The sequence below is a fragment of the Terrimonas rubra genome, assembly GCF_042686025.1.
In the GTDB taxonomy this organism is placed as follows: domain Bacteria; phylum Bacteroidota; class Bacteroidia; order Chitinophagales; family Chitinophagaceae; genus Terrimonas; species Terrimonas rubra.
In genome coordinates this window covers 1,741,059-1,767,540 of sequence record NZ_JBHUOZ010000001.1, presented here as the reverse complement: position 1 = coordinate 1,767,540, position 26,482 = coordinate 1,741,059, and the positions used below count along the sequence as shown (strand labels likewise).

General features: G+C 43.6%; 21 protein-coding genes. 3 read left to right on the top strand and 18 right to left on the bottom strand.

Annotation, left to right across the window (positions count from 1 at the left end; genetic code table 11):
- Nucleotides 1-159 precede the first annotated feature (159 nt).
- From ftsA to mraZ, 12 genes are all read right to left on the bottom strand, one after another.
- On the bottom strand, nucleotides 160-1,542 hold the full coding sequence (gene ftsA, locus ACFS6H_RS07510; protein ID WP_386096841.1) for a cell division protein FtsA: 1,383 nt from the start codon (nucleotides 1,540-1,542) through the stop codon (nucleotides 160-162).
- Between the two features lie 68 nt (nucleotides 1,543-1,610).
- Nucleotides 1,611-2,774 (bottom strand): cell division protein FtsQ/DivIB, encoded by a 1,164-nt coding sequence (locus ACFS6H_RS07505; RefSeq protein ID WP_386096839.1) that lies wholly within the window; start codon nucleotides 2,772-2,774, stop codon nucleotides 1,611-1,613.
- Nucleotides 2,775-2,796: 22 nt separating this feature from the next.
- Nucleotides 2,797-4,215: a UDP-N-acetylmuramate--L-alanine ligase gene (gene murC, locus ACFS6H_RS07500; RefSeq protein ID WP_386096837.1), complete on the bottom strand. Its 1,419-nt coding sequence runs from the start codon at nucleotides 4,213-4,215 to the stop codon at nucleotides 2,797-2,799.
- Between the two features lie 114 nt (nucleotides 4,216-4,329).
- Nucleotides 4,330-5,418 carry an undecaprenyldiphospho-muramoylpentapeptide beta-N-acetylglucosaminyltransferase gene (murG, locus tag ACFS6H_RS07495; protein WP_386096835.1) on the bottom strand — a complete coding sequence of 363 codons (1,089 nt, stop codon included), beginning with the start codon at nucleotides 5,416-5,418 and terminating at the stop codon, nucleotides 4,330-4,332.
- A gap of 24 nt (nucleotides 5,419-5,442) precedes the next feature.
- Nucleotides 5,443-6,720, bottom strand: a complete 1,278-nt coding sequence (locus ACFS6H_RS07490) for an FtsW/RodA/SpoVE family cell cycle protein (RefSeq protein WP_386096833.1) — start codon at nucleotides 6,718-6,720, stop codon at nucleotides 5,443-5,445.
- Nucleotides 6,721-6,808: 88 nt separating this feature from the next.
- Nucleotides 6,809-8,146, bottom strand: a complete 1,338-nt coding sequence (gene murD, locus ACFS6H_RS07485) for a UDP-N-acetylmuramoyl-L-alanine--D-glutamate ligase (protein ID WP_386096831.1) — start codon at nucleotides 8,144-8,146, stop codon at nucleotides 6,809-6,811.
- Nucleotides 8,147-8,287: 141 nt separating this feature from the next.
- Complete coding sequence (gene mraY / locus ACFS6H_RS07480; RefSeq protein ID WP_386096829.1) at nucleotides 8,288-9,565, bottom strand: phospho-N-acetylmuramoyl-pentapeptide-transferase; 1,278 nt, start codon at nucleotides 9,563-9,565, stop codon at nucleotides 8,288-8,290.
- Between the two features lie 20 nt (nucleotides 9,566-9,585).
- Nucleotides 9,586-11,049, bottom strand: coding sequence for a UDP-N-acetylmuramoyl-L-alanyl-D-glutamate--2,6-diaminopimelate ligase (locus ACFS6H_RS07475; RefSeq protein ID WP_386096827.1), 1,464 nt, complete (start codon nucleotides 11,047-11,049; stop codon nucleotides 9,586-9,588).
- Between the two features lie 11 nt (nucleotides 11,050-11,060).
- Nucleotides 11,061-13,190 (bottom strand): penicillin-binding protein, encoded by a 2,130-nt coding sequence (locus tag ACFS6H_RS07470; RefSeq protein ID WP_386096825.1) that lies wholly within the window; start codon nucleotides 13,188-13,190, stop codon nucleotides 11,061-11,063.
- Nucleotides 13,191-13,264: 74 nt separating this feature from the next.
- Nucleotides 13,265-13,585: an FtsL-like putative cell division protein gene (locus tag ACFS6H_RS07465; RefSeq protein WP_386096823.1), complete on the bottom strand. Its 321-nt coding sequence runs from the start codon at nucleotides 13,583-13,585 to the stop codon at nucleotides 13,265-13,267.
- 168 nt (nucleotides 13,586-13,753) lie between these two features.
- Complete coding sequence (rsmH, locus tag ACFS6H_RS07460) at nucleotides 13,754-14,716, bottom strand: 16S rRNA (cytosine(1402)-N(4))-methyltransferase RsmH (RefSeq protein WP_386096821.1); 963 nt, start codon at nucleotides 14,714-14,716, stop codon at nucleotides 13,754-13,756.
- A gap of 8 nt (nucleotides 14,717-14,724) precedes the next feature.
- Entirely contained in the window at nucleotides 14,725-15,195 is a 471-nt protein-coding gene (gene mraZ, locus ACFS6H_RS07455) for a division/cell wall cluster transcriptional repressor MraZ (protein WP_386096818.1), read from the bottom strand.
- A 427-nt stretch (nucleotides 15,196-15,622) separates the two neighbouring features.
- Between mraZ and ACFS6H_RS07450 the strand changes: the two genes are divergently transcribed.
- Together ACFS6H_RS07450 and ACFS6H_RS07445 are read left to right on the top strand one after the other, a co-directional pair.
- Nucleotides 15,623-16,849: an S-adenosylmethionine:tRNA ribosyltransferase-isomerase gene (locus ACFS6H_RS07450; RefSeq protein ID WP_386096816.1), complete on the top strand. Its 1,227-nt coding sequence runs from the start codon at nucleotides 15,623-15,625 to the stop codon at nucleotides 16,847-16,849.
- Nucleotides 16,850-16,966: 117 nt separating this feature from the next.
- Nucleotides 16,967-18,409, top strand: a complete 1,443-nt coding sequence (locus ACFS6H_RS07445) for an Nramp family divalent metal transporter (protein ID WP_386096814.1) — start codon at nucleotides 16,967-16,969, stop codon at nucleotides 18,407-18,409.
- Nucleotides 18,410-18,469: 60 nt separating this feature from the next.
- On the opposite strand, the gene ACFS6H_RS07440 is transcribed toward ACFS6H_RS07445, so the two are convergent.
- Entirely contained in the window at nucleotides 18,470-18,943 is a 474-nt protein-coding gene (locus ACFS6H_RS07440) for a Dps family protein (RefSeq protein ID WP_386096811.1), read from the bottom strand.
- Between the two features lie 324 nt (nucleotides 18,944-19,267).
- Between ACFS6H_RS07440 and ACFS6H_RS07435 the strand changes: the two genes are divergently transcribed.
- A complete protein-coding gene (locus ACFS6H_RS07435) occupies nucleotides 19,268-20,800 on the top strand; it encodes a trypsin-like peptidase domain-containing protein (protein WP_386096809.1) in 1,533 nt (510 codons plus the stop codon).
- A 113-nt stretch (nucleotides 20,801-20,913) separates the two neighbouring features.
- On the opposite strand, the gene lysA is transcribed toward ACFS6H_RS07435, so the two are convergent.
- The 5 genes from lysA to ACFS6H_RS07410 form a co-directional block, all read right to left on the bottom strand.
- On the bottom strand, nucleotides 20,914-22,116 hold the full coding sequence (gene lysA, locus ACFS6H_RS07430; RefSeq protein WP_386096807.1) for a diaminopimelate decarboxylase: 1,203 nt from the start codon (nucleotides 22,114-22,116) through the stop codon (nucleotides 20,914-20,916).
- A 29-nt stretch (nucleotides 22,117-22,145) separates the two neighbouring features.
- Nucleotides 22,146-23,600: a cardiolipin synthase gene (gene cls, locus ACFS6H_RS07425; protein WP_386096805.1), complete on the bottom strand. Its 1,455-nt coding sequence runs from the start codon at nucleotides 23,598-23,600 to the stop codon at nucleotides 22,146-22,148.
- Nucleotides 23,601-23,733: 133 nt separating this feature from the next.
- Complete coding sequence (scpB, locus tag ACFS6H_RS07420) at nucleotides 23,734-24,462, bottom strand: SMC-Scp complex subunit ScpB (protein ID WP_386096803.1); 729 nt, start codon at nucleotides 24,460-24,462, stop codon at nucleotides 23,734-23,736.
- A gap of 205 nt (nucleotides 24,463-24,667) precedes the next feature.
- Nucleotides 24,668-25,549 carry an ATP synthase F1 subunit gamma gene (atpG, locus tag ACFS6H_RS07415; protein WP_386096801.1) on the bottom strand — a complete coding sequence of 294 codons (882 nt, stop codon included), beginning with the start codon at nucleotides 25,547-25,549 and terminating at the stop codon, nucleotides 24,668-24,670.
- A 302-nt stretch (nucleotides 25,550-25,851) separates the two neighbouring features.
- The gene (locus ACFS6H_RS07410; protein ID WP_386096799.1) at nucleotides 25,852-26,454 is read right to left on the bottom strand and encodes a DUF6992 family protein; all 603 of its coding nucleotides are present in this window, start codon (nucleotides 26,452-26,454) and stop codon (nucleotides 25,852-25,854) included.
- Between the last annotated feature and the right edge of the window lie 28 nt (nucleotides 26,455-26,482).

Below are 26,482 nucleotides of genomic sequence, written 5' to 3'. Positions count from 1 at the left end.
TCTTCCTGTAATCCTGTTCAGCTTCCAGTTCGTGTACACCGGGGTAAACCTTATCTCACTGTTTACCCCTCTTTCTATCCTGTCTTTAATCTTATACTCGGTCTGTTCTTCTATGCGCTTGCTTTCCGCCTCTTGTTGTTTATGCTTATCAGCTAAACATTACAATGCTTTATCTTCTTCTTCTTTAAATATGTCTATTAAACGGTCTTTAAACTTACCCCAGAAATTATTCAGCTTTTTACGCTGCGCATGCACATCAACCTCACCATTGGTTGCCGGCATATCCAGGGTCACATCAGCTTCCGCTTCCAATGATCTTTTCAGGGTTTCAGGTACTTCTACTTTCCTGAATTCTTTTTCAAATACCTTTCTTTTGTTTTCGTAATCGTCATAACCTTTTAATATCAAACCAATACAGGTGGAATAAGTAGGTTTGGCCAGCTCTTCAATATGCCCCGCTGCCAAATGTTCATTAGGGAAACCGATACGTGCAGGCAGGCCGGTCATGTACTCTGTTAACTGTATCAGGTGACGCAACTGAGAACCACCACCGGTCAATACAATACCACCGTTCAGCTGGCGGTTATCCATACCCACCTGTTTCAAGTGATAGGTTACAAAATCCAGTATCTCGCTCATACGCGCCTGGATAATATTGGCCAGGTTCTTTACACTGATCTCTTTGGCAGGCATACCACGCAGTCCGGGGATGGTGATATAGGCATTGGCTTTTGCTTCGTTGGATAAAGCACTGCCAAATTGGGTCTTCATTTGCTCTGCCTGGGTTTTCAATACACCCAAACCGGTTTTAATATCATTGGTAATATTTTCACCGGCAAAAGGAATAACCGCTGTATGCCTTAATACACCTTCCGCAAAAATGGCCAGGTCGGTTGTACCACCACCAATATCCACAATGGCTACACCCGCTTCCAGGTCTTCCTGCGCCATTACTGCCGATGCAGAAGCCAGGGGTTGTAATACCAGGTCCTTCGGTGTTAAGCCCGATTTCTCCACGCTGCGGTTAATATTGCGGATCGCATTTTTATCACCGGTAATAATGTGGAAGTTAGCGCCCAGCTTCACACCACCATAACCGATGGGCTTCACAATATTCTGAAAATTATCTACTGTAAATTCCTGTGGGATCACATCAATGATCTGGTCACCGGCAGGTATATATGTTTTATACTGATCGGAGATCAGCTGATCAATTTCCTGTTGTGTTATTTCGTCTTCATTAGACTGGCGAACCAAATCACCACGGGTCTGTAAGCTCTTAATGTGGTGCCCGGCAATACCTACATATACTTCCGTAATATCCAGGTTAGGATTAGAAGCAAAGCAGTTATCCAAAGCCTGGCGGATAGCTTTAATCGTTTCATCGATGTTTAACACCTGTCCGTGTTTCACACCATTGGAGTTTGATTTACCAAAGCCGAGTATCTCGAGTTTGCCGAACTCGTTTTTACGGCCGGCAATTACTGCGATCTTGGTAGTACCAATATCCAGTCCGACAATAATGGGTTGTTCTGTGTTCATATCTGTGTTTTTAGTTGTTGTCATCCTTCTTTTCTTCTATGCACTAATCATACTCCCTCAGTTATTTGTTATCCCCGTTTGGGCATCACCGCCTTAGGCTGTGTACCTGTTTTATTCGTTGCCGGCCTGGGCTTTGCAGCCGGTTTATCTGCCGGCCTGGTTGTTTTTGCCGGCGTTACTTTCACGGGCTTTTTATCCGTTGCTGTTTTTTCCGGTTTAGGTTTATCGGCCGTTGTTGTGGCAGCCGGCCTGGTATTGCTTACCGTGGGTTCATTATCCTCACCCACCCCTTTATCCTGGTCCTCACCTAAAGCCACATCGGGTAATAAAGGTTTACTGTTATCCACCACCGGCATTACGGCCATCATCTCATTCAGCTCCCTCGATTGTTTTAATATATTATCAATATTCCTGCGCAACTGAATAGAGTCCACTTTTGAAATATTGCCTTTTACCCCAACTACCTGGCCGTCAAAACGCACATCAACGGTTTTGTATTTTTCAAAACCCACCGGCGTCAATACCTTTTTATAAAAGGTCATCAGGCGTGAAAACTTGTCGGCAATATTTTTACCATCGCCCAGTTTTACTGTATGGTTACCCACCAGGGGTATCATATCAAAATTCCAGCAGTCATTGCCACAGGCACTGATATCGATCTGCGATACCTGCGATTGCCAGAACTCACTCTCATTGATATACTTTGCCGTCACCACCATATCATTCAGCAGCACACTGTCTTTTTTATTCAACTGCTTTTTAGCTATAAAGCCGGTAAACACGGGCAGCTTGGCACTTACCTGGTCCGACAGGGGTAACAGCGTACCAATATCATCAATATAAAAAGACCTGCCGTCCACACTAAATACCCGGGCAATAGGCTTACGTTCTGTTACATTAATATGCAGTATATCCTTATTATCAAAAAACAGTTCCGCATCTTTTACCCAATGGTTATCTTCCAGCAATTGTTCCAGCTTTTGTAAAGGCAGCTTGTTTTTACTTTGTCCTTTAATCTTCCCGTTTGTAGCGGTGGTTACCAGTTTCACCACATCCTTCTCCGTTAAAAAAAGTTCACCCGCATCCACACCTTTAATACTAACGGTATAATCCTTACACTGGTCAGTACCCTGGCTGGCCATGGCTTTTACCAGCAGCGTAAGCATGGTAATACCAATTACCACCCAGATGGTAAAGAATACTACTTTTTTTATGGAGATCTTATTGCTCAATTTTTATTCCTGTTGTTGATATCTATTGCGTTAAAAACGCCTTAATCTGCGGTACCAGTGTATCAACATCACCGGCGCCTGCCGTTATCAATAATTTTTTTTCGCCTGAACCGGTCCCGGTATATTCTTCCTGTAACCAGTTCATCACTTCCTCTTTCTGTAAGATCCGCTTGTTTTTATTTTTCATCTTTGCCAACAGCATTTCACTGTTTACTCCTTCCATCGGTAATTCCCGGGCGGGGTAAATGGGCAGCAGTATCACTTCATCTGCCATATCCAGCACTTCAGCAAAGCCATCCGCAAAATCGCGGGTACGGCTGAACAGGTGCGGCTGAAAAATGACCGTGCATTTCCTGCTTTCAAACATCTTTTTTGCTCCTGTGATCAGGGGCCTTAATTCTTCCGGGTGATGCGCATAATCATCTATATATACAATATCCGTTTGCGGTGCCGGCGGAACAATGTATTCAAAGCGACGTTTAACCCCTTTGAAAGAAGCTACCGCTGCTTTAATTTTTGCTGCATCAATATGTAAAGAACTGGCAACCGTTATAGCGGCTAACATATTTTCTATATTATGCAGGCCACCCATGTGTAACACTACGTCTTCATACACTTTATCACCCACCTGCGCATCAAACGTATAACCGCCTTCGGTAGTACGGATATTTTTAGCTATTGTATCCGCAGTGCCGTTATGCACGGTATAACTCATTTTCCTGTCGGCCACCAATACATCACCTTTCGGCAACCCCGCCTGGTATACCAATAAGCCACCGGGTTTTATTTTTTTACTGAAATCGATAAATGCTTCTTCCATGGTAGCTGCATCACCATAAATATCCAGGTGATCGGCATCCATCGCCGAAACAATAGCGATATCAGGACTTAATTTCAAAAAACTTCTGTCGTACTCATCCGCTTCTATCACGCATACATTCCTGGGATTGCTCCAGAAATTGGTACCATAGTTTGCAGATATGCCGCCTAAAAAAGCATTACAACCATAACCGGTATCCCGTAAAATATGTGCCACCATGGTAGTGATGGTTGTTTTGCCATGCGTACCGGCAATACATATATTAAAAGAACCTTCCGAAATGATCTGCAGCACATCACTGCGCTTCACCACTTTTGTTCCAGCTTCACGATAATGCAACAGCTCCAGGTGTGTTGCCGGTATAGCCGGTGTATACACTACCAGGTCAACCTGCTCAGGCAATAAAGCGATATTCTCTTCATAGTGTATGGCAATACCGCTATCGCTCAACTGCCGGGTTAACACGGTGCTGGTTTTATCGTAACCACTTACCTGTACACCCTGCGTGTTAAAGAACCTTGCCAATGCACTCATGCCTATTCCACCGATCCCGATAAAATACACCGATCGCAAACCTGCAAAAGGTGCAACTACCGGGGAATTCTTTTGCTCATCGCTCATAGTTTGTGCATTTAAACTCAACTAACTGTTCCCCCAAAGGGGAATTCATAAGGTTTGGGATTACTAATCAGTCATACACTCCACTACTGTGGAAATAGTTCTCCGGGTCTTGATTTATGTTACTGTTACTGTTAAAACCGTTTTCGCAATCTTACTGTCCGCATCAGTTATGGCCAGTCTGGCCAGCTGTGCCTTCATCTCCAGTTGCCTGGCTTCATCACCGGCCAGTGCTATCAACATCGGAACAGCCTTCTCTATCGCCTCATTATCTTTCACCATTATGGCTGCGCCTTTATCTACCAATGCTTTGGCATTAGCGGTCTGGTGATCTTCAGCCGCATAAGGATAAGGCACGAACAAAGCAGGTTTTTGCACTACACATATCTCTGCTACTGTCATAGCGCCGGCCCTTGCTACAATAATATCAGCTGCTGCATAGGCAAACTGCATATCGGTAATGAAATCATTGGCCCATACACCCGTTTTACCCTGCACCCTGGCTTTTGCAGTAGCAGCATAAGGTTTACCCGTTTGCCATATTACCTGCAGGCCCGATTGCAATAGCTCATCCAGGTGTTTATCAATTGTCTCATTGATCGTTTTAGCACCCAGGCTTCCGCCAACTACCAATACTGTTTTCTGTTGCGGCGATAAACCGAAGAACTGTAATCCTTCTTCCCTGGTCACAGCCGAGCGGGCTATCACGCTGCGCACGGGGTTACCTGTTACCATAATCTTACTGGCGGGAAAAAACTTTTCCATGCCATCGGTACCGGTGAATACTTTACTGGCTTTTTTGCCCAGTAAAATATTCGATTTACCGGCAAAGGAGTTTGACTCATGTATAAAACTATGAATGCCCTTTGCCTGCGCATAGCGTAATACCGGGAAGCTGGAATAACCACCTACCCCAATAACCGCATCGGGTTTAAAACTTTTAAAAATGTTCTTTACCTGGAAAAAACTTTTTACCAGTTTAAAGGGTAACCCGATATTTTTTATCAAAGAGCTCCTGTTCAACCCTGCAATATCCAATCCCACAATCTTATACCCTGCCTGTGGTACTTTCTCCATCTCCATCTTTCCCTTTGCCCCTACAAATAATATCTCAATTCCAGGTTGTTGTTCTTTTAAAGCATTAGCAATAGCAATTGCCGGGAAAATATGTCCGCCTGTACCACCACCTGCAATAATTACTCTCATGCTTTTTATATTACTGGATCAATATTAATTTTCATTTACAGGCACCGGCTGTAAAGTTTTACCTTCCTGTCTTTCCACGTTTCGCGATACACTTAATATAATACCAATGGCCAGGCAGGTAAACAAAAAGCTCGATCCACCCATACTTACCAATGGCAACGTAACACCCGTTACCGGGAATAAATTAACCGTTACCGCCATGTTGGCAATGGCCTGTATGGCCAGCGTAAAACTTAAACCCAATGCCAGGAACGCACCAAATGCATAGGGGCATCTTTTAAATACCCGTATACACCTGTACAAAAACACCAGGTAAAAGAATACGATGAACATGCCGCCAATCACCCCGTACTCTTCAATGATGATGGCGAAAATAAAGTCGTTATAAGCCTGCGGTAAATAATCGCGTGTGGTGCTGTTACCCGGACCTACGCCTAACAAACCGCCTTTGGCAATAGCGATTTTTGCCTGGTTGGTCTGGTACATTTCATCATTATCCGCATCCTTACCACCATATATAAAATTCTCCACCCTGCCTACCCAGGTATTCCACCTTACCAGTACACCCGAACCCGCTGCTTTTTTAGCGCTCACTTCTTCCTCACTGGAACTATGCCTTATAACCGCAGATACAATTAAAAACACAATAGGTATACAGGCAATGCCCACTACCATTAATAAATGTTTTACACTGGCCCTGCCTATGAACAATAACATCAGACAACTGGCGCCTAATAATAAGGCCGTTGATAAGTTAGCCGGTGCAATTAAAGCACAGATAATACCCACCGGTATGATCAGTGGTAAAAATCCTTTTTTAAAATCCTTTATCACGTCCTGTTTCCGGCTCAGCACCCTGGCCAGGTACATGAACAAAGCCAGTTTTGCCAGGTCGGAGGTTTGCATGGTCATATTAATAATAGGCAACCTTATCCAGCGGCTACCTTCATTCATGGTTACCCCGAAAAACAGTGTATACATCAGCAATGGTATCGTGAGTATGAACAGGAAGGTGGCCACCTTTGAATAGATGGTATAGTTCACCCTGTGTGCAAAATAAATAACACCAATACCTATTAATATAAAGATCACCTGCTTGAACAGGTATACTTCTGTATTACCCTTGTAATTTTTATACGCCAGCGAGCCCGTAGCACTATACACCGCCAGTAAGGATACCAGCGTAAGCAACACCACCAGCGCCCAGATCACCTTATCACCACTTGCGTGCTGACGCAGGTTACTTGCCCAGTTTTTGGTTACTGCTTGTTGTTCTTCCTGTATGTCTACCGTTGCCGACATGTATGTTTATTACAATTATTTTTTTGATCAACTAATCCATGCATTAAGCTTTTGGCTTTCTGCTTCCCGCCTTAAGCTTTCAGCTTTTTTACAGATCCCTCACCGCCTGCTTGAACTGTGTACCCCTGTCCTCATAATTTTTAAACAGGTCAAAACTGGCACAAGCCGGGCTTAATAATACCACATCGCCTTTTTGGGCCAACTCAAAAGAAGCACGCACTGCCTCCTGTGCACTCGCCGTATCAACAATAGGTACACCGGCATCTGCAAAGCCTTCATATATTTTTGAATTATCTGTACCCATACATACGATAGCCCGTACATTTTGTTTTACCAGGTCTTTCAAAATGCTGTAATCATTTCCTTTATCTACCCCACCCAGTATCAATACGGTTGGCTTCACCATACTTTCCAGCGCATACCATACCGAATTCACGTTGGTTGACTTACTGTCATTGATGAATTCCACACCACGCACGGTGATCACCGGCTCCATACGGTGTTCCAAACTCTGGAAAGTCTGTACCGCCTCTTTAATGCGGTCTTTCCTGATATCCAACTTCTCCGCTGCCAAACAAGCTGCCATAGTATTATACTGGTTGTGTTTTCCTTTTTGGAAGAAATCCTCCACACTCATGGTAATAAAATCTTCGCCTGTTCTTACGTACATGTCTCCGTCTTTGATAAATGCGCCGTTTGTTTCCTTTCTCATACTGATCGGTAGTGGGTTAGAGTGATTCTTAAATTTTTCTAAATATTGTGTCGTTACTTCATCATCCTCCGAGTAAATAAAATAATCATGTTCATCCTGGTTCATGATTATCCTGAACTTACTGGCTATATAATTCTCAAACTTATAATCGTACCTGTCTAAATGATCCTCCGTTATATTGGTGAGTACTGCTATCTCCGGTTTAAATGTTTTGATATCATCTAACTGAAAACTGCTTACCTCCACGATATAATAAGGTTTTGGACTCTGTGCCACCTGCCTGGCAAAGGAAAAACCTACATTACCTACCAGTGCCGCATCTAATCCGCCGGTTATGCAGATATGGTGAATTAAAGTAGTAGTAGTGGTTTTACCGTTACTGCCGGTAATGGCCACTATTTTACTATCACCCTTATACCTGTAAGCCAGTTCAATTTCACTGATCACGGAAATACCTTTTTCCCTGATAGCTTTCATCACCGGTACTTTTTCCGGTATGCCGGGGCTCTTTACAACTTCATCGGCAGCCAGTATAACATCCATACTATGCCCGCCTTCTTCCCACTGAATACCGGCCTCGTCTAATTCCTTTTTATAAGGTTCTTTTAAAGAACTGCTGTCGGAAACAAATACATCGAAGCCTTTTTGTTTGGCCAGAAGCGCCGCGCCTACGCCACTTTCACCGCTTCCCAGTATTATTATTTTTTTCGCCATAGTTTTGTTTCCAAACAATAAATAGGTTTTTCAAAGTCATCAGATGAAAGATTACTTCCATCAGCCTGCTTAGCTGCGGTTATCAGGGATAGGATTTTATCGGTGGTGGTCTTTCGAACTATTTATATCAACCGGTCCGTGTTATCTCATTTTTAAAGTGGCAATACTTAATACCACCAGTAAAACAGACACTAACCAGAAACGTGTTACAATTTTTGCTTCGTGATACCCCTTCTTCTGGTAGTGGTGGTGTAAAGGACTCATCAAAAATATCCTCCGTCCTTCACCATATTTCTTCTTGGTATACTTAAAGTAGGTTACCTGCAGGGTTACACTCAATACTTCTACCAGGAATACGCCACAGAATATAGGGATCAATAATTCTTTGTGTACAATGATGGCGATGGCTGCTATGATACCACCTAATGTTAAGCTACCTGTATCACCCATAAACACCTGTGCCGGGTACGAATTATACCATAAGAAGCCGACACAGGCCCCCACCATCGCCGCTATAAAAATAGATAGCTCATCCAGGTTGGGTATGTACATGATGTTCAGGTAATCGGCAAAAAAGAAGTTACCACTGGCATAGGCAAATATGCCCAGGCAAACACCAATCAATGCCGAAGTGCCTGTTGCTAAACCATCCAGGCCATCTGTAATATTGGAGCCGTTGGATACTGCTGTAATAATAAATATCACCACCAGTATATACAGCACCCAGGTATAGGGCCTTAGCGATTCGGGCAGTAGTTTGGAGTAATTGAACTCATGGTTTTTTACAAAGGGGATGGTGGTAATGGGTTCTTTTGTTTCCACAAAATATTTGGTCTTCCCATCCACTGTTCTTTCAAAAAACCCTTGCTCTCCTGCTTTGGGTACACCCTGGTACTCGCGCCATATTTTTACATCGCTGTTAAAATAAAGCACTGCTCCTACTAAAATACCCAGGCCTACCTGCCCAAACACTTTGAACCAGCCTGCCAGGCCATCTTTGTCGCTTTTTTTATAATTAGCACCTAACAGCTTTGCTTTCTGTTTGGCTTTTAGTTTTAAGTAGTCATCAATAAACCCGATAATACCTAACCATACGGTTGCTACCAGCATCAAGATGATATATACCGTGTTCAGCTTGGCCAGTAATATGGTCGGAATTAAAATGGCCATAATGATGATCAGGCCGCCCATGGTAGGCGTTCCTTTTTTCGCCTGCTCCCCTGCCAGTCCCAGATCACGAACCGACTCGCCTACCTGTTTTTTCTGCAGGAATTTTATCAGCTTTTTACCATATACCATGGTAATGAACAGGGATAATAACACCGCCGCCAGTACCCTGAAGGATACAAAACGATACAACTCACTACCGGGAAATTTGATTCCCTGGTCCTTAAGCCAATCAAAAAGATGATATAACATAGTGGTTGTGGTTTATAATTTTATTTTTCTAATAATTCTATCATTTCCGCTATCACTTCTTTATCGTCAAAATGGTTTTTAACCCCATTGATATCCTGGTACTTCTCATGTCCTTTGCCTGCTACCAAAATAATATCGCCTTCACCGGCCAGATTCAACGCTGTTTTAATGGCTTCCCTCCTGTCCGTAATAGCCAGGTATTTTCTTCTGGCTGAAACAGGTAAACCATCTTCCATATCCTTAATGATCTGTGCCGGGTCTTCTGTCCTCGGGTTATCACTGGTGAACACTACTTTATCGCTGTGCTCACAGGCTACCGTAGCCATCACCGGCCTTTTGGTTTTATCCCTGTCGCCGCCGCAACCCACCACCGTTATCACTTTTTCGTTACCCTGCTTTAATTTTTTTATCGTTGCCAGTACATTTAATAAAGCATCCGGCGTATGGGCATAATCCACAATCGTGATGATCTGCTCCTTAGGTGATACCGAAAAATCAAACCTGCCTTCTGCACCGGTCAGCATACTCAGGTGTTGCAACACTTCCATCTTATCCTGACCTAAACAAATAGCTGCACCATACACGGCCAGCAGGTTATAGGCATTAAACTCACCAATTAACCTGAAATGTGTTTCCTGGTCGTTGATGCTCATCACCAGGCCGGTCAACGTATTTTCAATGAGCTTTCCTTTAAAATCAGCCAGGGTTTTAATGCTGTAACTATATTTTTTTGCCGCCGTGTTTTGCAACATTACCAGGCCTCTTTTATCATCTACATTGGTAATGGCAAAAGCATTGTTAGGCAAACCATCAAAGAACATTTTCTTCACCCGGATATATTCATCAAATGTCTGGTGATAGTCCAGGTGATCATGCGTGATATTACTGAACAAGCCACCCACAAATTGCAAACCGGCTATACGATGCTGGTGTACGGCATGTGAGCTTACCTCCATAAAAGCATAATCACATCCCGCATCGGCCATCTCACGCAATAAAGCCTGCAGGCTTACGGCATCCGGTGTGGTATGTGTTGCTTCCAGCACTTTATCACCAATAATATTGTTGACCGTACTTAACAAACCACAGGTATACCCCAGCGATGTAAAGAGCTTGTATAATAAGGTAGCAATGGTTGTTTTACCATTGGTACCGGTAACACCTACTACTTTTAAACCGGCAGAAGGGTTCCCGTAAAAATTAGCCGCCATCACACCCAATGCAATAGCACTGTTCTCTACCGATATATAAACAATATCCTGCTGAAAAGCTTCCGGGGTTGTTTGATACACCACCACCGTTGCTCCTTTTTCAATTGCCTTGTCAATGAACAAATGACCATCTACACCCACACCTTTCACCGCTACAAAAACATTTCCGGCAGCTATTTTCCTGGAGTCGGACTGAACTCCCGAAACATCAATGGCAGTTGAACCATTGAGTGATTGAATAGCCACTTTGTATAAAACATCCTGTAGTAACACGCACGTATATTTTATCCTAATTCAATTGTAACTGTCATATTTTTTGCCAGGGTCGTACCTGGAGAGACTGACTGACTCATCACTTTACCTTTACCCTTCACCTGTACTTTCACGCCCATCGACTCCAATAAATACAACGCATCTTTTAAACCCATGCCTTTTAAACTGGGCATTAACTGTTTGCGCACCTGGTTAACCGTTGCCACGGGTGTACTGCCTGCTCCGTATACATTGATCCAGTCCTTATCCTTTGCCGAATCGCGGAAGCTGATATTTAACATCCCGTACACTTGTTTGAAATCACCGGCGCTGCCTGCATAGAAATAAGCCGAACTATCTTTCTTTGCTATGAACTGGCTCGGACTTTTGCTGTCCACATGCATGGCATATACCCTGCTGGCAATTTCTTTAAACACCGGACCACCTAATGAGCCACCATAGTGTACTGCTGCATGAGGTTTGGTCCTGATCACTACAATACAACTGTATTGCGGGTTATCGGCCGGGAAGTAGCCAACAAATGATGCCTGGTATACCCCATGGCCATATTTTATATTACCATCGGCCACATGCGCCGTTCCGGTTTTACCTGCTACTTTAAAAGGCAGGCCTGCCATGGCTTTGCGGGCAGTGCCTTCGGTAACCACCGCTTCCATACTGGCCTGTGCAGCCTTTACTACTTCCGGCTTGCAGATCTGCTCATTCATCACCACGGGCTCAAACTGTTTTACCACCAGGCCGTTCTGCTGTATATTATTTACCAGGTAAGGTTTTACCATCTTACCGTTATTGGCTATCGCATTATATAAGGTCAGCGTTTGCAAAGGGCTTACATTAATGGCATACCCAAAGCTCATAGTGATCATATTCATCACACCGCCATTCCCTTTTTCCAATGGTGCAAGCCTCGGCTTGGGTAAATGGTCCAGGTCAATCGGTGATTTGGTAGCCATTCCATACTTCTTCATATACTCACCCAGCTCGGTTGGATTTTGACCAAAAGCTTTAAATGCCAGCTTACTCATACCTACATTGGAACTATGTGCAAAGGCTTCTTTTACGGTAAGTACCGATTTAGGTGAACGTTCCGCATCGTTCACATTCCGCGGACCAACCACCATTCTGCCAGCGCTGCCTACTTCCACCAGGTCATCTAATTTAAAAGTGCCTTTATCCAGTACGGCTAATAATGTTACCAGCTTAATGGTAGATCCGGGTTCTGAAACACGCAAAGCATAGTTATCATCCTCCCAGTAAGTACCATCGGTATGACGGCCCAGGTTGGCCATGGCTTTGATTTTACCCGTCTTTGTCTCCATTAATATGGCCGAACCATATTCACCCTCACACTGCAGCATCATCTTCAGCAGGGCATTCTGGGTTACATCCTGCATATTCACATCAATGGTGGTATACAGGTCATTACCATTCTCCGGCTCTACCTGGAAACCTTCTACCGGCACAGCTCCACCTGTAATAAAACGAACCAGGCGTTGCCCTTTCTGTCCTACCAGCAGGCTGTCGTAGCTCATTTCCAGGCCCACATTCATCTTCTTCACTTTGCCATCGCTGTTAATGAACTCCCTTGACAAACCAATGGTCCTGTTGGCCAGTAACCCAAAGGGCGCTACCCTTTTACTGCTTTCCTCTACAATTACCCCGCTTTTGTTACGACTTAAGCGGGCCAAAGGAAACTGGCGAAAGTTTTTATAATCCTCAAAAGACATTTTTTTCCGTAAAGGATAATAACGTCTTTTCTTTTTATAGGCCTCCTGCAGATCGGCTTTATATTGTTTGGCTGTTTTATCGCCAAAATAACCGGCCAGGGCTACAGAGAAGGAGTCAACATTTTCTTTAAAGATCTTCCCGTTCTTATCACGCAATCCATCTGCCTGCATGTCCATATAAATATCAAACTGTGGCATGGAGGTGCTTAACATCTGTCCGTCCTCACTGTAAATGGTACCGCGGTCAGCATCCAGTTCAACGATCTTCTGGTGCATGCTATCGCTCATGCTGCGCCAGTGCTCGCCCTGTGGTCCCTGGATATAAATGGCTTTTGCCAGTATAAAGACACATAACACCGTCATACCTATAAAACACAGGTACACACGCCATAATATGTCTTTCCTTATTTCCATTTATTTTTATCGCTCCGGCATTTACTTTAAATAGTGGGTGCCTTCATTTTCAAATTATCTAATTAACTAATTGTCTAATTCTTCTCTACACTGTCTTTTAATACAATCGGCGCCTCTGCCGGCTCCTTTAATCCCAAAGGCTCCACCGCCTTGGCTACTTCACTGGGCTTACTGCGGAACATTACTTCGGCCTTAATGGCTTTGTATTCGTATTGCAGCTCCTTTACTTCTTTTGCCGTACGGTTAATATTACGTACCGTTTTATCGGCATAGTGACCATTATATATGTATACTACCGCCAGCAATGCCAGGAACAAAAAAAACGGCACCTGTTTCACTATCGACTGATAGTTCAACCATTTTTTCCAGTTAATTTTTGTTTGTTGTTCTGACATCTATGAGTTAATAGTTCATTGTTAATAGTTCATTGTTCCCAGCCTTCAGCTTTATGCTTTTGGCTTTCAGCTGATGAATAACGGTATACTGTACAAGTGTGCGACGCAACAGCAGCTGAGAGTAGCACTACAGCCGGTACCATAAAAAATAAACCAGTAAATAACCGGTCACTTTTTTTCGGCCACACGCAGTTTTGCACTACGGGACCGCGGGTTCAGTTTAGCCTCGCTATCGGACGCCATCACCGGTTTTTTCGTGATGATGATAAGCTCAGAAACAGTAGGGTTGTTGGTAAAAGGGTTATCCTCGGGTTCGTCAAAACTCCCCCGTCGAAAAAAGTTCTTTACAATTCTATCTTCGATGGAATGGAAGGATATGATGGCTAGTCGGCCGCCGGGTTTCAGCAGTGGTGGTGTTTGCGAAAGCATTTCTTTCAATGCGCCCGTTTCATCATTCACCTCCATGCGTAAAGCCTGGAAAACCTGGGCAAAGTACTTTTTGGGATTGCCTTTCACCAGTTCACGTAACGCGTTTTTAAAGCCATCGATGGTTTGCATGGAAACGGTTGACCGCATTTGCACAATACTACGGGCCAATGTTTTGGCATTGGTTACCTCGCCATACTGCTCAAACAGTTTATGCAACTGCTGTTCGCTGTAAGTATTGACAATATCAAATGCAGTGGTGGTTTGCCGCCTGTCCATACGCATATCGAGGTTGGCATTAAAACGGGTAGAAAAACCGCGGTCGCCTTCATCAAACTGGTGACTGCTCACACCCAGGTCGGCCATAATGCCGTCAACCTGTGTAATATTATGCAGCCGTAAAAAACGATACAGGTGCCTGAAGTTGTGGGGCACAAATATTACCCGGTCGTCATCGGGTATATTTTGTTTAGCATCCTCATCCTGGTCAAAAGCAATTAACTTTCCCTGTTCGTTTAAATGAGAAAGAATAACTTTTGAGTGCCCGCCCCCGCCAAAAGTGCAGTCCACGTAAATACCACCGGGTTTAATATTGAGCCCGCTGATGGTTTCGTGTAACAGAACAGGAATGTGGTAATCACTGCCTGCCAGGTCCTGCCCCGTTTCGGGTGCATCGGTTCCGGGTTGTTGCTTCTTTTTTGCCATCGCTTCAGTTACAGTATTATTTCGTCAGATGATGGTCCGCCTAATAATTTTTCTGCCAGGTCGCCATACGAATTCGCTACTGGTGATTCAAAGAACTCTTTGTACTTATTACTATCCCAAATTTCAAATTTGTTGCCTGCGGTGGTTAACACGATATCCTTGTTCAAACCCGCAAACTCTTTCAATGATCCGGGGATCAAAATCCTGCCTGCACTATCCGGCTCTACATCCGTTACCCCGTTCATAAATAATCTTTTGAACTGGCGCACTTCCAGTTTAAAATCGTTGAGCGCATTTACTTTTGCTTCTACCGGCAGCCAGTTCACTTCCGGGTAAAAATTTAAACATTGCTCAAACCCCTTGTTGATAACAAAACGCAGTCCGCCCGCCTCTTCCACCTGCTTTTTAAGGCCGGCCGGAAGCAGGAAACGCCCTTTGGCGTCCAGTGTCACCGCATATTCTCCGCGAAGTGTTATCATTTTCAATTACTTGGAGCATTTTTCCATTCAATACCACAAAATAACACTTTTTCCCACTTTACACCCAAAAATTGCCCTTGTAATTTTTTCCACATATATGAATTAGCCAAAACCTAATACGGGCAAGGATTTGATGGCTTTTTTGGCGTGGGAATTAAAAACCTACGTGGATTACCTGTGGATTACTGTTAATAACCCGTGCATAACCGCGATTTCATTGTTAGTAAGCAAAAAAGGAAGAAAATAAACAGGGGCTTGAAAACCAGCAGCAGCAAGCATTTGAAGAGGAAAAAAGCATAAAGCCAAAAGCTAAATGCCGAAAGCAGAAAACCTAAAGTGTCCGCAACTTTAAACCTTAAACTTTAAACCTTAAACCCTGCAACATTATCTTTGCCCCTCATCAAACACGACAGTCAGTCGTTTTTTTATGCAGCCACAACATTTAGCCATACAGGATTATACCTATACCCTGCCCGACGAAAAAATCGCCTATTTCCCTTTAGCCGAACGTGATGCCTCCAAACTATTGGTTTATAAAGCAGGACAGATCACCGAGACCGTGTTCAGCGCTATTGATACCTATTTGCCCGAACACAGTTTACTGGTGTTTAACAATACCAAAGTAGTAGCTGCCCGTTTGTTGTTTCAAAAACCTTCCGGCGGTGTAATTGAAATATTTTGCCTGGAACCTCATGGCCTTAATATGGATATTACCACCGCCATGTTACAACAAGGCCAGGTACAATGGCAATGCCTGGTTGGCGGCGCCTCTAAATGGAAACCCGGTGTGGTATTGGAAAAAGCCATTCAACTTGATAATACCAGTATCCGGTTACAGGCGTCCATGTATGCCCGTACCGAAGGTGGTTTTGTGATCCATTTTAACTGGACACCCGCTGATAAAAGTTTTGCCGAAGTATTACAGGCCGCCGGTGTGATGCCCCTGCCCCCCTATATTAAACGCAAGGCCGATAATACCGATGATACCCGTTACCAGACCGTTTACGCCCGGCATGAAGGTTCGGTAGCTGCCCCTACCGCCGGCTTACATTTTACCGAAGCAGTGATTAAAAAAATACAGGCCCGGCATATTACCCCCGCTTATCTTACCCTGCATGTGGGCGCCGGCACTTTTAAACCGGTAAAAGCCGCTACCATGGAGCAGCACGATATGCATGCGGAGTGGATTGACGTAAGTACTGATTTCATTACCCGGCTGGCAGCACATACCAACGCGGTAGTAGCTGTTGGCACCACCTCTATGCGTACCCTCGAAACCCTGTATTGGCTAGGCGTAAAATGTTTGCATGATAAAAATGTTGACCTCGCCGGCCATGTTCATTTATCGCAGTGGGAATGTTATCAGCTACCACAACATTTTACCACCCAGGAAGCCCTGACCGCATTAGCTGCTGCCTTAGAACTGCAAGGTGCAGCAAGGTTGATGGCTACCACACAGATCTTTATTGCGCCGGGTTATACCCCGAGAGTGGTAAAAGCCCTGGTCACTAATTTTCACCAGCCGCAATCCACCCTGTTACTATTAGTGGCCGCCGGTATTGGCGAGGACTGGCGTAAAGTTTACCAATATGCCCTGGAGCATCATTTCCGTTTTTTAAGCTACGGCGATAGCTCCCTGTTATTTTTCAATTAACCCTTTTAAAAGCCTTTTATACCACAGTAAACAGTTTTGCCTAATTTTATTTTTAGATTAGTCTAATTTTATTTTATATTTATACCAAAATACGAGTATTGTATTGATAGAAAGCATATGTCCAGACACGACGAACACCATGCACATATATCCCTGAGCGATGTGCATCAATCGGTTGATACCACCACCAGGAAGCCCGGTACCTGGCGAAAAATCCTGGCCTTTTTCGGCCCCGCCTATATGGTGAGTGTAGGTTATATGGACCCGGGCAACTGGGCTACTGACCTGGCCGGAGGAAGCCAGTTTGGTTATTCTCTTTTATGGGTATTACTCATGAGCAACCTGATGGCCCTGTTACTACAAAGTCTTTGTGCCCGTTTAGGCATTGTACGTAACCGCGACCTGGCGCAGGCCAACCGCGAAACCTATCCCAAACCAGTCAATTTTATGTTATGGGTACTGGCCGAAATATCCATTGCCGCAACCGACCTGGCCGAAGTATTGGGTATGGCCATTGGTCTGCAGTTGTTAACGGGCCTGCCCCTTATTTATGGTGTATTGTTTACCGTACTGGATACTTTTTTATTAATGTGGTTACAGCGCTGGGGCATCCGTAAACTGGAAGCCTTTGTTATCGGTTTGATCTTTATCATTGGCGCTGCTTTCGTGGTGCAGTTATTTGTAGCCGCCCCTGATCTGAAAGAAGTAGCCGGTGGCTTTGTGCCCGGTATTCCCGGTCAGGCCGCTTTATATATTGCCATTGGTATTATTGGAGCCACCGTTATGCCGCATAATTTATACCTGCATTCGGCCCTGGTACAAACCAGGAAGATTGAACGTACAGAACAAGGTATTAAAAAGGCCCTGAAGTTTAATTTTATGGACAGTGCCATTGCACTGAACCTTGCCTTCCTGGTAAATGCAGGCATATTGATACTGGCCGCTACCGTTTTTCATAAAGCCGGCCGTACCGATGTGGTAGAGATACAACAGGCTTATGAATTATTACCCGCTGCACTGGGTAGTAAGCTGGCTGCCTCCCTGTTTGCCATTGCTTTAATAGCAGCCGGGCAAAGCAGTACCATCACCGGCACCATTGCCGGGCAAATTGTAATGGAAGGGTATTTACACCTGCGTATCAATCCCTTGTTAAGACGGCTCATTACCCGCTTGATTGCTATTATACCTGCCGTTATTGTTATACTGGTATATGGTGAAAAGAATGTAGATTCTCTTTTGATCTTTAGCCAGGTACTATTAAGCCTGCAGCTGGGTTTTGCCATTATACCCCTTATTTATTTTGTGAGTAATAAACAAACCATGGGGCAGTTTGCCATTAAACCGTTTATTCAGTTTCTGGCATGGCTGATCACCGCCATACTGATCTTTTTAAATGCAAGCATGGTCATTAACCAGCTGTCAGATTATTTTACAGAAAGTAATTCATGGCTGGCTAAAACGGTTATCCTGATAATAGCAACGGGACTTAGCACTTTACTGTTGTACATTATTCTTTATCCTTTCCTGTTTGCCGGAAAGAGAGGTGGTTTAAAACAGTAATGCAGCAAACAAAATACCCCGGCTGAAATAACCGGGGTATAGTTGAACATATACATTCTTTTATTTTAAATGCGACCGTAACATCCAGGCTGTTTTTTCATGTTTTTCCATCAGCCCGGTAATAAAGTCACCGGTGCCCGCATCTTTATGAGCATCGTTAAATTCTTCAATATTACCCCGTATGAACATGATAATGCTTTCATGATCGGATAACAGCTCCTTATAATAACCGGCACTGGTATTCTCGCCTTCATATTGTTCGGATAAATGAGTAAGCTTGAGCATATCTTTCAGGTTGCCGGAAACATAATGTCCCAGTTGACGGATACGTTCCGCCACCACATCAATAATTTTTGCCGATTCATTGTACAGGTCTTCCAGGTACACATGCACGGAATGGAAATCGGGCCCCTCTACGTTCCAGTGGGCATTCAGGGTTTTGGTGTATAACACAAATTCATCGGCCAGTAAAATAGCCAGCTGATCAGAAACGATCTTCCTGTTATTAGCAGAAATGCCTATTGCTGTTTTCATAATTTATATTTTTAAATAATGGTTTGATAAAATTACGCTGAAACCCATACAAATCACGCACCAAACAATACATCCCTCATATTAAATTATAGTTTAGGACATAAAAGGGGCAATTGACTGCATTAAGGTAAGCCAATAAAATTTATAACCTTCCTGTAGTTTTTAGTAAATTTGACAGCATCTACGAAGACCTTAGTAAATGATTTGTTAAACTAGTCAAGCGGTTAACAAAACCAACTGACAGTTTGTTACTTTGTAGAGTAAAGGCACCAAATTTGAAATGTGTACCTGGATTCAAATAAAAAAGATTAAAAAGCTATAAGTATGAAATGGAAACAACTTTTTTTAGTAGTCGCTGTCAGCGCCTTTTCGGCAGTTGGTAGCGTGTGGGTGTATGGCAAACTGAACAGGTCTAATAACAGTTCTTTCAGTTTAGAGAATGGCACCAAACTTCCTGTAAACTATGCGCATTATGTAGAGAACGGGGGCAATGGCGAGGCTTTAACGGATTTTACCAAGGCAGCAGCAGCAGCCGTACCGGCCGTAGTGCATATTAAAACAAAGATCCCTGCCAAAAAAATAAGCAATAACCTGCCTAACTCCCGTGGTGGTGGTGAGTTTGACGATTTTTTTGACCAGTTCTTCAATTATGGTCCGCAGATCCAACCCGAACAAAGAGCTTCCGGTAGTGGCGTTATCATTAGTGAGGATGGATATATTGTTACCAATAACCACGTGATCTCTGACGGACGTGATGGTGTTGCGGATGAAATTACCGTAACCCTGAACGAGAACAAAAAAACCTATAAAGCAAAACTGATCGGACGTGATGCCAGTTCGGACCTTGCCGTATTGAAAATTGACGGCAATGGTTTTCCTTATATGTTATATGGCAATTCGGACGATACCAAGCTGGGCCAGTGGGTGTTAGCAGTGGGTTATCCGTTAACACTGGAAGCTACGGTTACTGCCGGTATCATCAGTGCTAAGGGACGTACCATTGGTATCAACAGCCGCCAGAGCAATTCGCCTGTAGAATATTTTATTCAAACCGATGCGGCCGTAAACCAGGGTAACAGCGGTGGTGCTTTAATCAACACCGACGGTAAGTTAATTGGTATCAACTCGGCCATACTGGCGCCTAATGGTACTTATGCCGGTTACTCCTTTGCCATACCAGTGAACATTACTAAAAAAATTGTGAACGATTTAATTGAGTTTGGCGATGTTAAGCGTGGTTATTTAGGTATCAGCTACCCCACATCCGATAACGAAGGTTATATTAAAAGAGCCGGTGTAAAAGAAGGTGGCGGTGTGTTTGTACAGGCCGTACCTACTGACGGTGCTGCTTATAAAGCCGGTATCAAACGTGGTGACGTAATTACTAAAGTGAATGGTAACCGCGTAGCTTCCGGACTGGAAATGAGCGGCCAGATCGCCAGTTACAAACCCGGTGATAAAGTAAAGATCAGCTATGTACGTGATGGACAGGAAAAATCTGTCGATGTTACTTTAGGTGGCAATGTAAGCAAGGTTGAAATAGTGGCTTCAGATATATTAACAGAACGCCTGGGTGGTGAATTTGAGAATGTTGATTCCAAAATTGCTACCAAATATGACCTGAACGGCGGAGTGGTAGTTAAAAAAGTGGATAAAGGCGGCCTGCTTGACCGTAGCAGGATCTCTGATGGTTTTGTGATCACTTCCATCAACCGCTACACTATTAAAAATATGGATGTACTGGCTAATTACGTTGCACAGGCTTCGGGCAATACCATCCAGTTAGAAGGTTTTTATCCCGGTTCCGGCGGCACCTACCGTTACCCTGTTAACTTAGGTGAAGAAACAGAATATTAATACAAGCCGCAGGCTTAAACATAAAAAGAGGGGAACGATGTTCCCCTCTTTTTTTATGTATCTTAACACTACTTAAAACGTTAAACTATTTGAACGTTGAACTCTTGAACCTCTTAAAAAACCTGGTTCCGTAAGAGGTCCTCAAACACATCCCTCTTTCTTACCAGTTTAGCTTCACCATCTTTTACCAATACTTCGGCAGGTTTATACCTTGAATTGAAATTGCTGGACATTTCAAAACCATAAGCGCCGGCATTATAAAAAACCAGCAGGTCGCCTTCGCTGATAACAGGTAATTCCCTGTCATTGGCAAACGTATCGGTTTCGCAGATATTACCGGTGATGGTATAGGTTTTTACAGGGCCATCGGGGTTGCTCAGGTTGGCGATACGGTGGTAGGAGTCGTAAAACATGGGACGGATCAAATGATTAAAGCCGCTGTTCACACCGGCAAAAGTAACTGACGGGGTTTCTTTGATCACGTTTACCTCTGTAATAAAATACCCGCATTCGCTTACCATATATTTGCCCGGCTCAAACCATATCTGCAGGTTTTTAGCCTGTGGATGGCTGTCGAAAGCTTCTTTCACTGCCTTTGCCAGCGCATTCATATCCGTTGCCCCATCTGTATCGCTGTAAGGCACTTTAAAACCACCACCCAGGTCAATTGATTTTAATTCAGGAAAATGAGGAATAATATCAAACAATACCTCTATTCCTTTTACAAACACTTCCACATCCTTTAACTCGCTGCCGGTATGTATATGCAGGTTACTCACCAATATATTGTGGGCCTGTACAATGGCTTTTATTTCCTCCAGCTGGTTGACCGGGATGCCGAATTTACTTTTTTCATGGCCGGTAGATATCTTCAGGTTACCGCCTGCCATGATATTAGGGCGCAGGCGCAGACCAACCGGATAAGAATGACCATACCGTTTACCAAATTTTTCCAGGTTGGACAGGCTGTCAATATTAACCGTTATACCTAAACTCACCGCTTCTTCAATTTCATCAAAAGCAATACCGTTAGAAGTGTATAATACCCGGTTAGCCGGGAAGCCTGCGTGCAGGGCCAGCTTTACTTCATTAATGGAGCTGCAGTCCACATTGGCTCCTATTTCGCATACATACTTCAGTACACTGATATTGGTCAATGCCTTACAGGCATAAAAAAACAATACATTGGAATCTTTAAAAGCAGTGGTCAGTTTTTCGTACTGCTCTTTGATCCGTTCTGCATGATACACATACACAGGCGTACCAAACTGCCGGGCTATTTCCGTTAATTGCTGAGGGGATAAAACTTGTGCCATAATGATATTGCCGGCAAAGGTAATTGCAATTACAATAAAGGAGTCAATAACCGGCAGACAGAATCGGTAAACTTATGCAATCGTGGCCGGTTTGCCCATGCTTCCGCATCTATCAGGCGGCTATGGCTAATGTCATCGGCAAAATGCTGCATCATTTGCCTGCAGAGGGCTTTATCCTGGATAATGGCGGCTATTTCAAAGTTGATATAAAAGCTGCGGATATCCATATTTACGGTACCAATAAAAGCGATCTCCCCGTCCACTACCATCGTTTTGGCATGTACAAAGCCTTTTTCATACAGGTATACTTTTACACCACGGGCAATAAGCGGCGATATATAGGAAAAAGAAGAGTGCTGTACAATAAAACTGTCCGATTTACCGGGTATGATCAGCTCTACTTCCACCCCTGCGGCCACGGCCATTTGTAAAGCGGTTAATACCTGGTCCGAAGGAATAAAGTAAGGATTGACGATCCGGATACTTTTTTTCGCCTGGTGAATAGCGCTTAACAACACTTCCATATTATACGGGTAAGCAGAGTCGGGACCACTGGCAGCAATACTGATATTGCCTTCACCCGGTTCATCTTCGCGGTCAGGGAAATACACCGGCTCCAGTTCATACTGCTGTTTACTCACAAAACCCAGGCATAAAAAAAACTGGAACTGGAGTGCTTTTACGGCTGAGCCCTCTATCATTACATGTGTATCCCGCCAGTACAAGGAGTGTTTTTGGTTATTCAGGTAACGGTCATCCATGTTAATGCCCCCTACAAAACCAACCAGTCCGTCAATTACTACGATCTTCCGGTGATCGCGGTAGTTGGCCTGTGACAGGGAAGCAAAATGTACCGGCATAAACCTGTACACTTCTACCCCTCCCATGCGTAAACGTTTGGGAATATCTTTAATGCGGTTACTGCCACTGTCATCAATGATCAGGCGTACTTTCACCCCTGCCGCTGCCTTGCGTAATAATATTTCGGTTATACGTTCACCTACATCATCACGGGAAAAAATATAGTATTCAATATGTATATGGTGTTTTGCTTTTTCCAGTGCTTCAAACAATGCAGGAAATTTTTCTTCACCATTGGTCAGTAAGGTTACTTTATTACCGGTATGTACAAAGGATTGCCGCTGCTGGTATAATAAACGAAAGGGCTGTACCAGGTCGCCTATCTGCTGCTCCATCTTAAGCAATTGGGTTCCGGACGCCTCAAAATAGTTATTGAAATAGGCACCCGATAGTTCAAGGTCCTTAAAGGCCTTTCGTGAAAATATTTTTTTCTTGCGCATGTCACGGCCAAAGAAAAAATATACCACCAGGCCGATACCCGGTAAAAATAAAAGTATCAGGATATAAGCAAGTGACTTGGCGGGGTTACGGTTTTCCAGCAGTATGGTGGCAATAACACCTATATACACCAGGGCCAGGGGTATAAAATAATATGTTTTAATAAAGGCCCAGACTGCTTCCATAGTTCATGGTGTTAATAATGCAAAGCTACAGGTATAGCCATAAAAAAATGCATACACTCCTACAAGGTAACAGTGTATGCATTATATATTGATTTTTTAAAAAACTACCGGCTGCTGTTATATAGAACGGTAATTATTCTGTCTCTTCGTTATCCTCTTCTTCTTTTTCTACCAGTTCGCCATTCTCACTTACCGATAACATTACTTCCTCCTCTTCAATCTCTGCTACGTCGGTCATGGTATCGCCATCGGCTTCCGTTTCGTACTGGGCACCACCCATCGCGTCTTTTATCACGGTAGGTTCAATTACCTGGTCGGCCAATACCTCTTTAATTTTTGGTAACTCGTCAGCGGAGTTAATACCAAAATAATCCATAAAGTTTTTAGAAGTGGCATATACCAATGGGTGACCCGGTAATGCTTCATTACGGCCGGTAATCACGATCAGTTCTTTTTCCAGTAATTTCTGTACGGCATAATCCGAACTTACACCCCGGATAGCTTCAATCTCGCCCTTGGTTACCGGCTGTTTATAGGCAATGATGGATAATGTTTCCAATGCAGCTGCCGACAGGCGCTTCAGGAATTTATCACCATTTAACTGGGCAATGGTTTTATGATAATCTTTCTTGGTTAAAAACTGCCAGCCACCGCCGCTTTGCCTTACCTCGAAAGGATAAAACTCCGACGCATATTTTTCCCTGATACCTTCCAGGGCCGATTCTACCTGGTCCAGGACGATCTTATCTTCCATAAAACCAAAGGCGTTATTAATATGCTCGGTAACTTCTAAAGAGGTCAGCGCTTTATCGCTGGCAAAAATCAAAGATTCAATATGTGGGATCAGGTCGTTTATTTCCATCTGTTTTCCTCAACGGATATTTTGTATGTTTTTACACATACGATGATTGTAAAAAAAGTACTTACTAATAAGTACCGAAAATACAATGCCAATGCCGAGGGGTAAAACACAATTATCAACAAAACGGCGATCCTGATGTGAGTAAAAAAAGACTGCCACGCTTACAATAGCGTGGCAGTACCTAAATGTTTATATTTTGCTAAAATTATCCTTCTAAAGCGGCTGCACCACTTACGATCTCGGTAAGTTCGGTGGTAATAGCAGCCTGGCGTGCACGGTTGTACGAAATTTTCAGGTCACGCAGCATAGAATTCGCATTCTCACTTGCCTTATCCATGGCCGTCATACGGGCGCCATGCTCCGATGCAAATGAATCAAGCGTAGCTTTAAATAACTGGGTATTTAAAATTTTAGGCATCAGCTCAGCTATCAGCTCCTCGCGGGAAGGATCAAAGATAAAGTCAGCTTTCTTTACACCCTCTTTCTTTTCTGCCTTGGGAATAGGTAAAAAACGTTCTACTTCAAATTTCTGGGTAGCGGCGTTTTTAAACTGGCTGTATACAATTTCAATCACATCAAACTCCTTGTCAGCAAAAGCTTTCATGGCCGCCTGGGAGATCTTTTGTACATGCTCAAAAGTCAGGTCCAGGAAAATATCCTTAAAAGTATCGGTTGCCTTATAGTTGTTCTTAATAAAATGCTCGTAACCTTTTTTACCCAAACTCCAGATGGTTACATTGCCTTTTTTATACTGCTCAGGGTATTTTTCGGCAATAGTGGCTTTGGTTAATTTAATAACGTTGGCATTAAAAGCACCCGCCAGGCCACGGTCACTGGTCAATGATATTACCAGCACTTTCTCCACTATTCTTTCTTCAGCCAGTGCCATACCCACTTCACCTTCGCTGTTGCTTACAATATTGCTCAGCATTTCCTGCAGCTTATTGGCATAAGGACGCATTTGCACAATGGCATCCTGTGCACGGCGTAATTTTGCCGCACTCACCATTTTCATTGCTTTGGTGATCTGTTGTGTACTTTGTACCGATTTAATCCTGTTACGTACTTCTTTTAATTGACCGGCCATGGTATATTATAGTTATAGGTGGTAAGTAATAAGTAGTAAGTTTAGTTCCTGCTTATCTCACTAACCTGTATTTATTTAAAGAACAGTTAGTTAATCGTTATCCGTTAAAAGTTAACCGGTAAAGTATCAAACTATTAACCATTAACTGTGAACTATTAACTAATTCCCAATTTGGCCGCAAAAGTACAGCATCGTCGTCATATTTCCTTTAGCTGACCATAAAATGATATAATTGTGGAAAACAGGTTATAAACCCCTGTTCCGGATGGATTTATGTCCGGTCCTACCCCTGGCAACAAATATTAAAACCGGTACACCAGTCCTGCGCCGCCGGGAGCAATGGCTAAATCAATATTTTCCAGCTGTTTAAACAATATTTTGCCCTGCCGGTGGCGGATGGTATACATTAAACCGTCAAAAATCATTAAAAAACCGCCCTGCAATACCAGGCTTTTGCCATAACCGCGGAACTGGAAGTATTTTTTCTCACCGGGGTGCTTTTTTCCCAGTTCGGCCCAGTACAGGCCGCCCAGGATATAGGCCGCATCCAGACCGGCATTGAGTAAAAACGTTTTTTCCTCGCTGTTTTGTTGTTTTACTGCCTGGCTGAAGGATTGCGGGCTTTTCATACGTTTACGGCTGCCCCAGTAACCGGCCTGGGCTATGGCCAGGTTCACGATATTAAAATAGGCATTCATCTGGTGCATATATTTATCGCTGCCGCCGGTTTGCCCGGCCGCAATAAAGCCCGTACCAATATTGGCCACGGCCCAGCCACTTAATACCAGCATACCGGTCTGGGTGGTTTTGTGAGCCTTTTCCGAAAACTTATCCAGCTTAAAAGATTGGGAATAAGTGGTAACAGTTAGCACCATTAAAGCGCCCAGTACAATATATTTAACCATAGAAGCTATTGATTGTACTGTAAGCTAC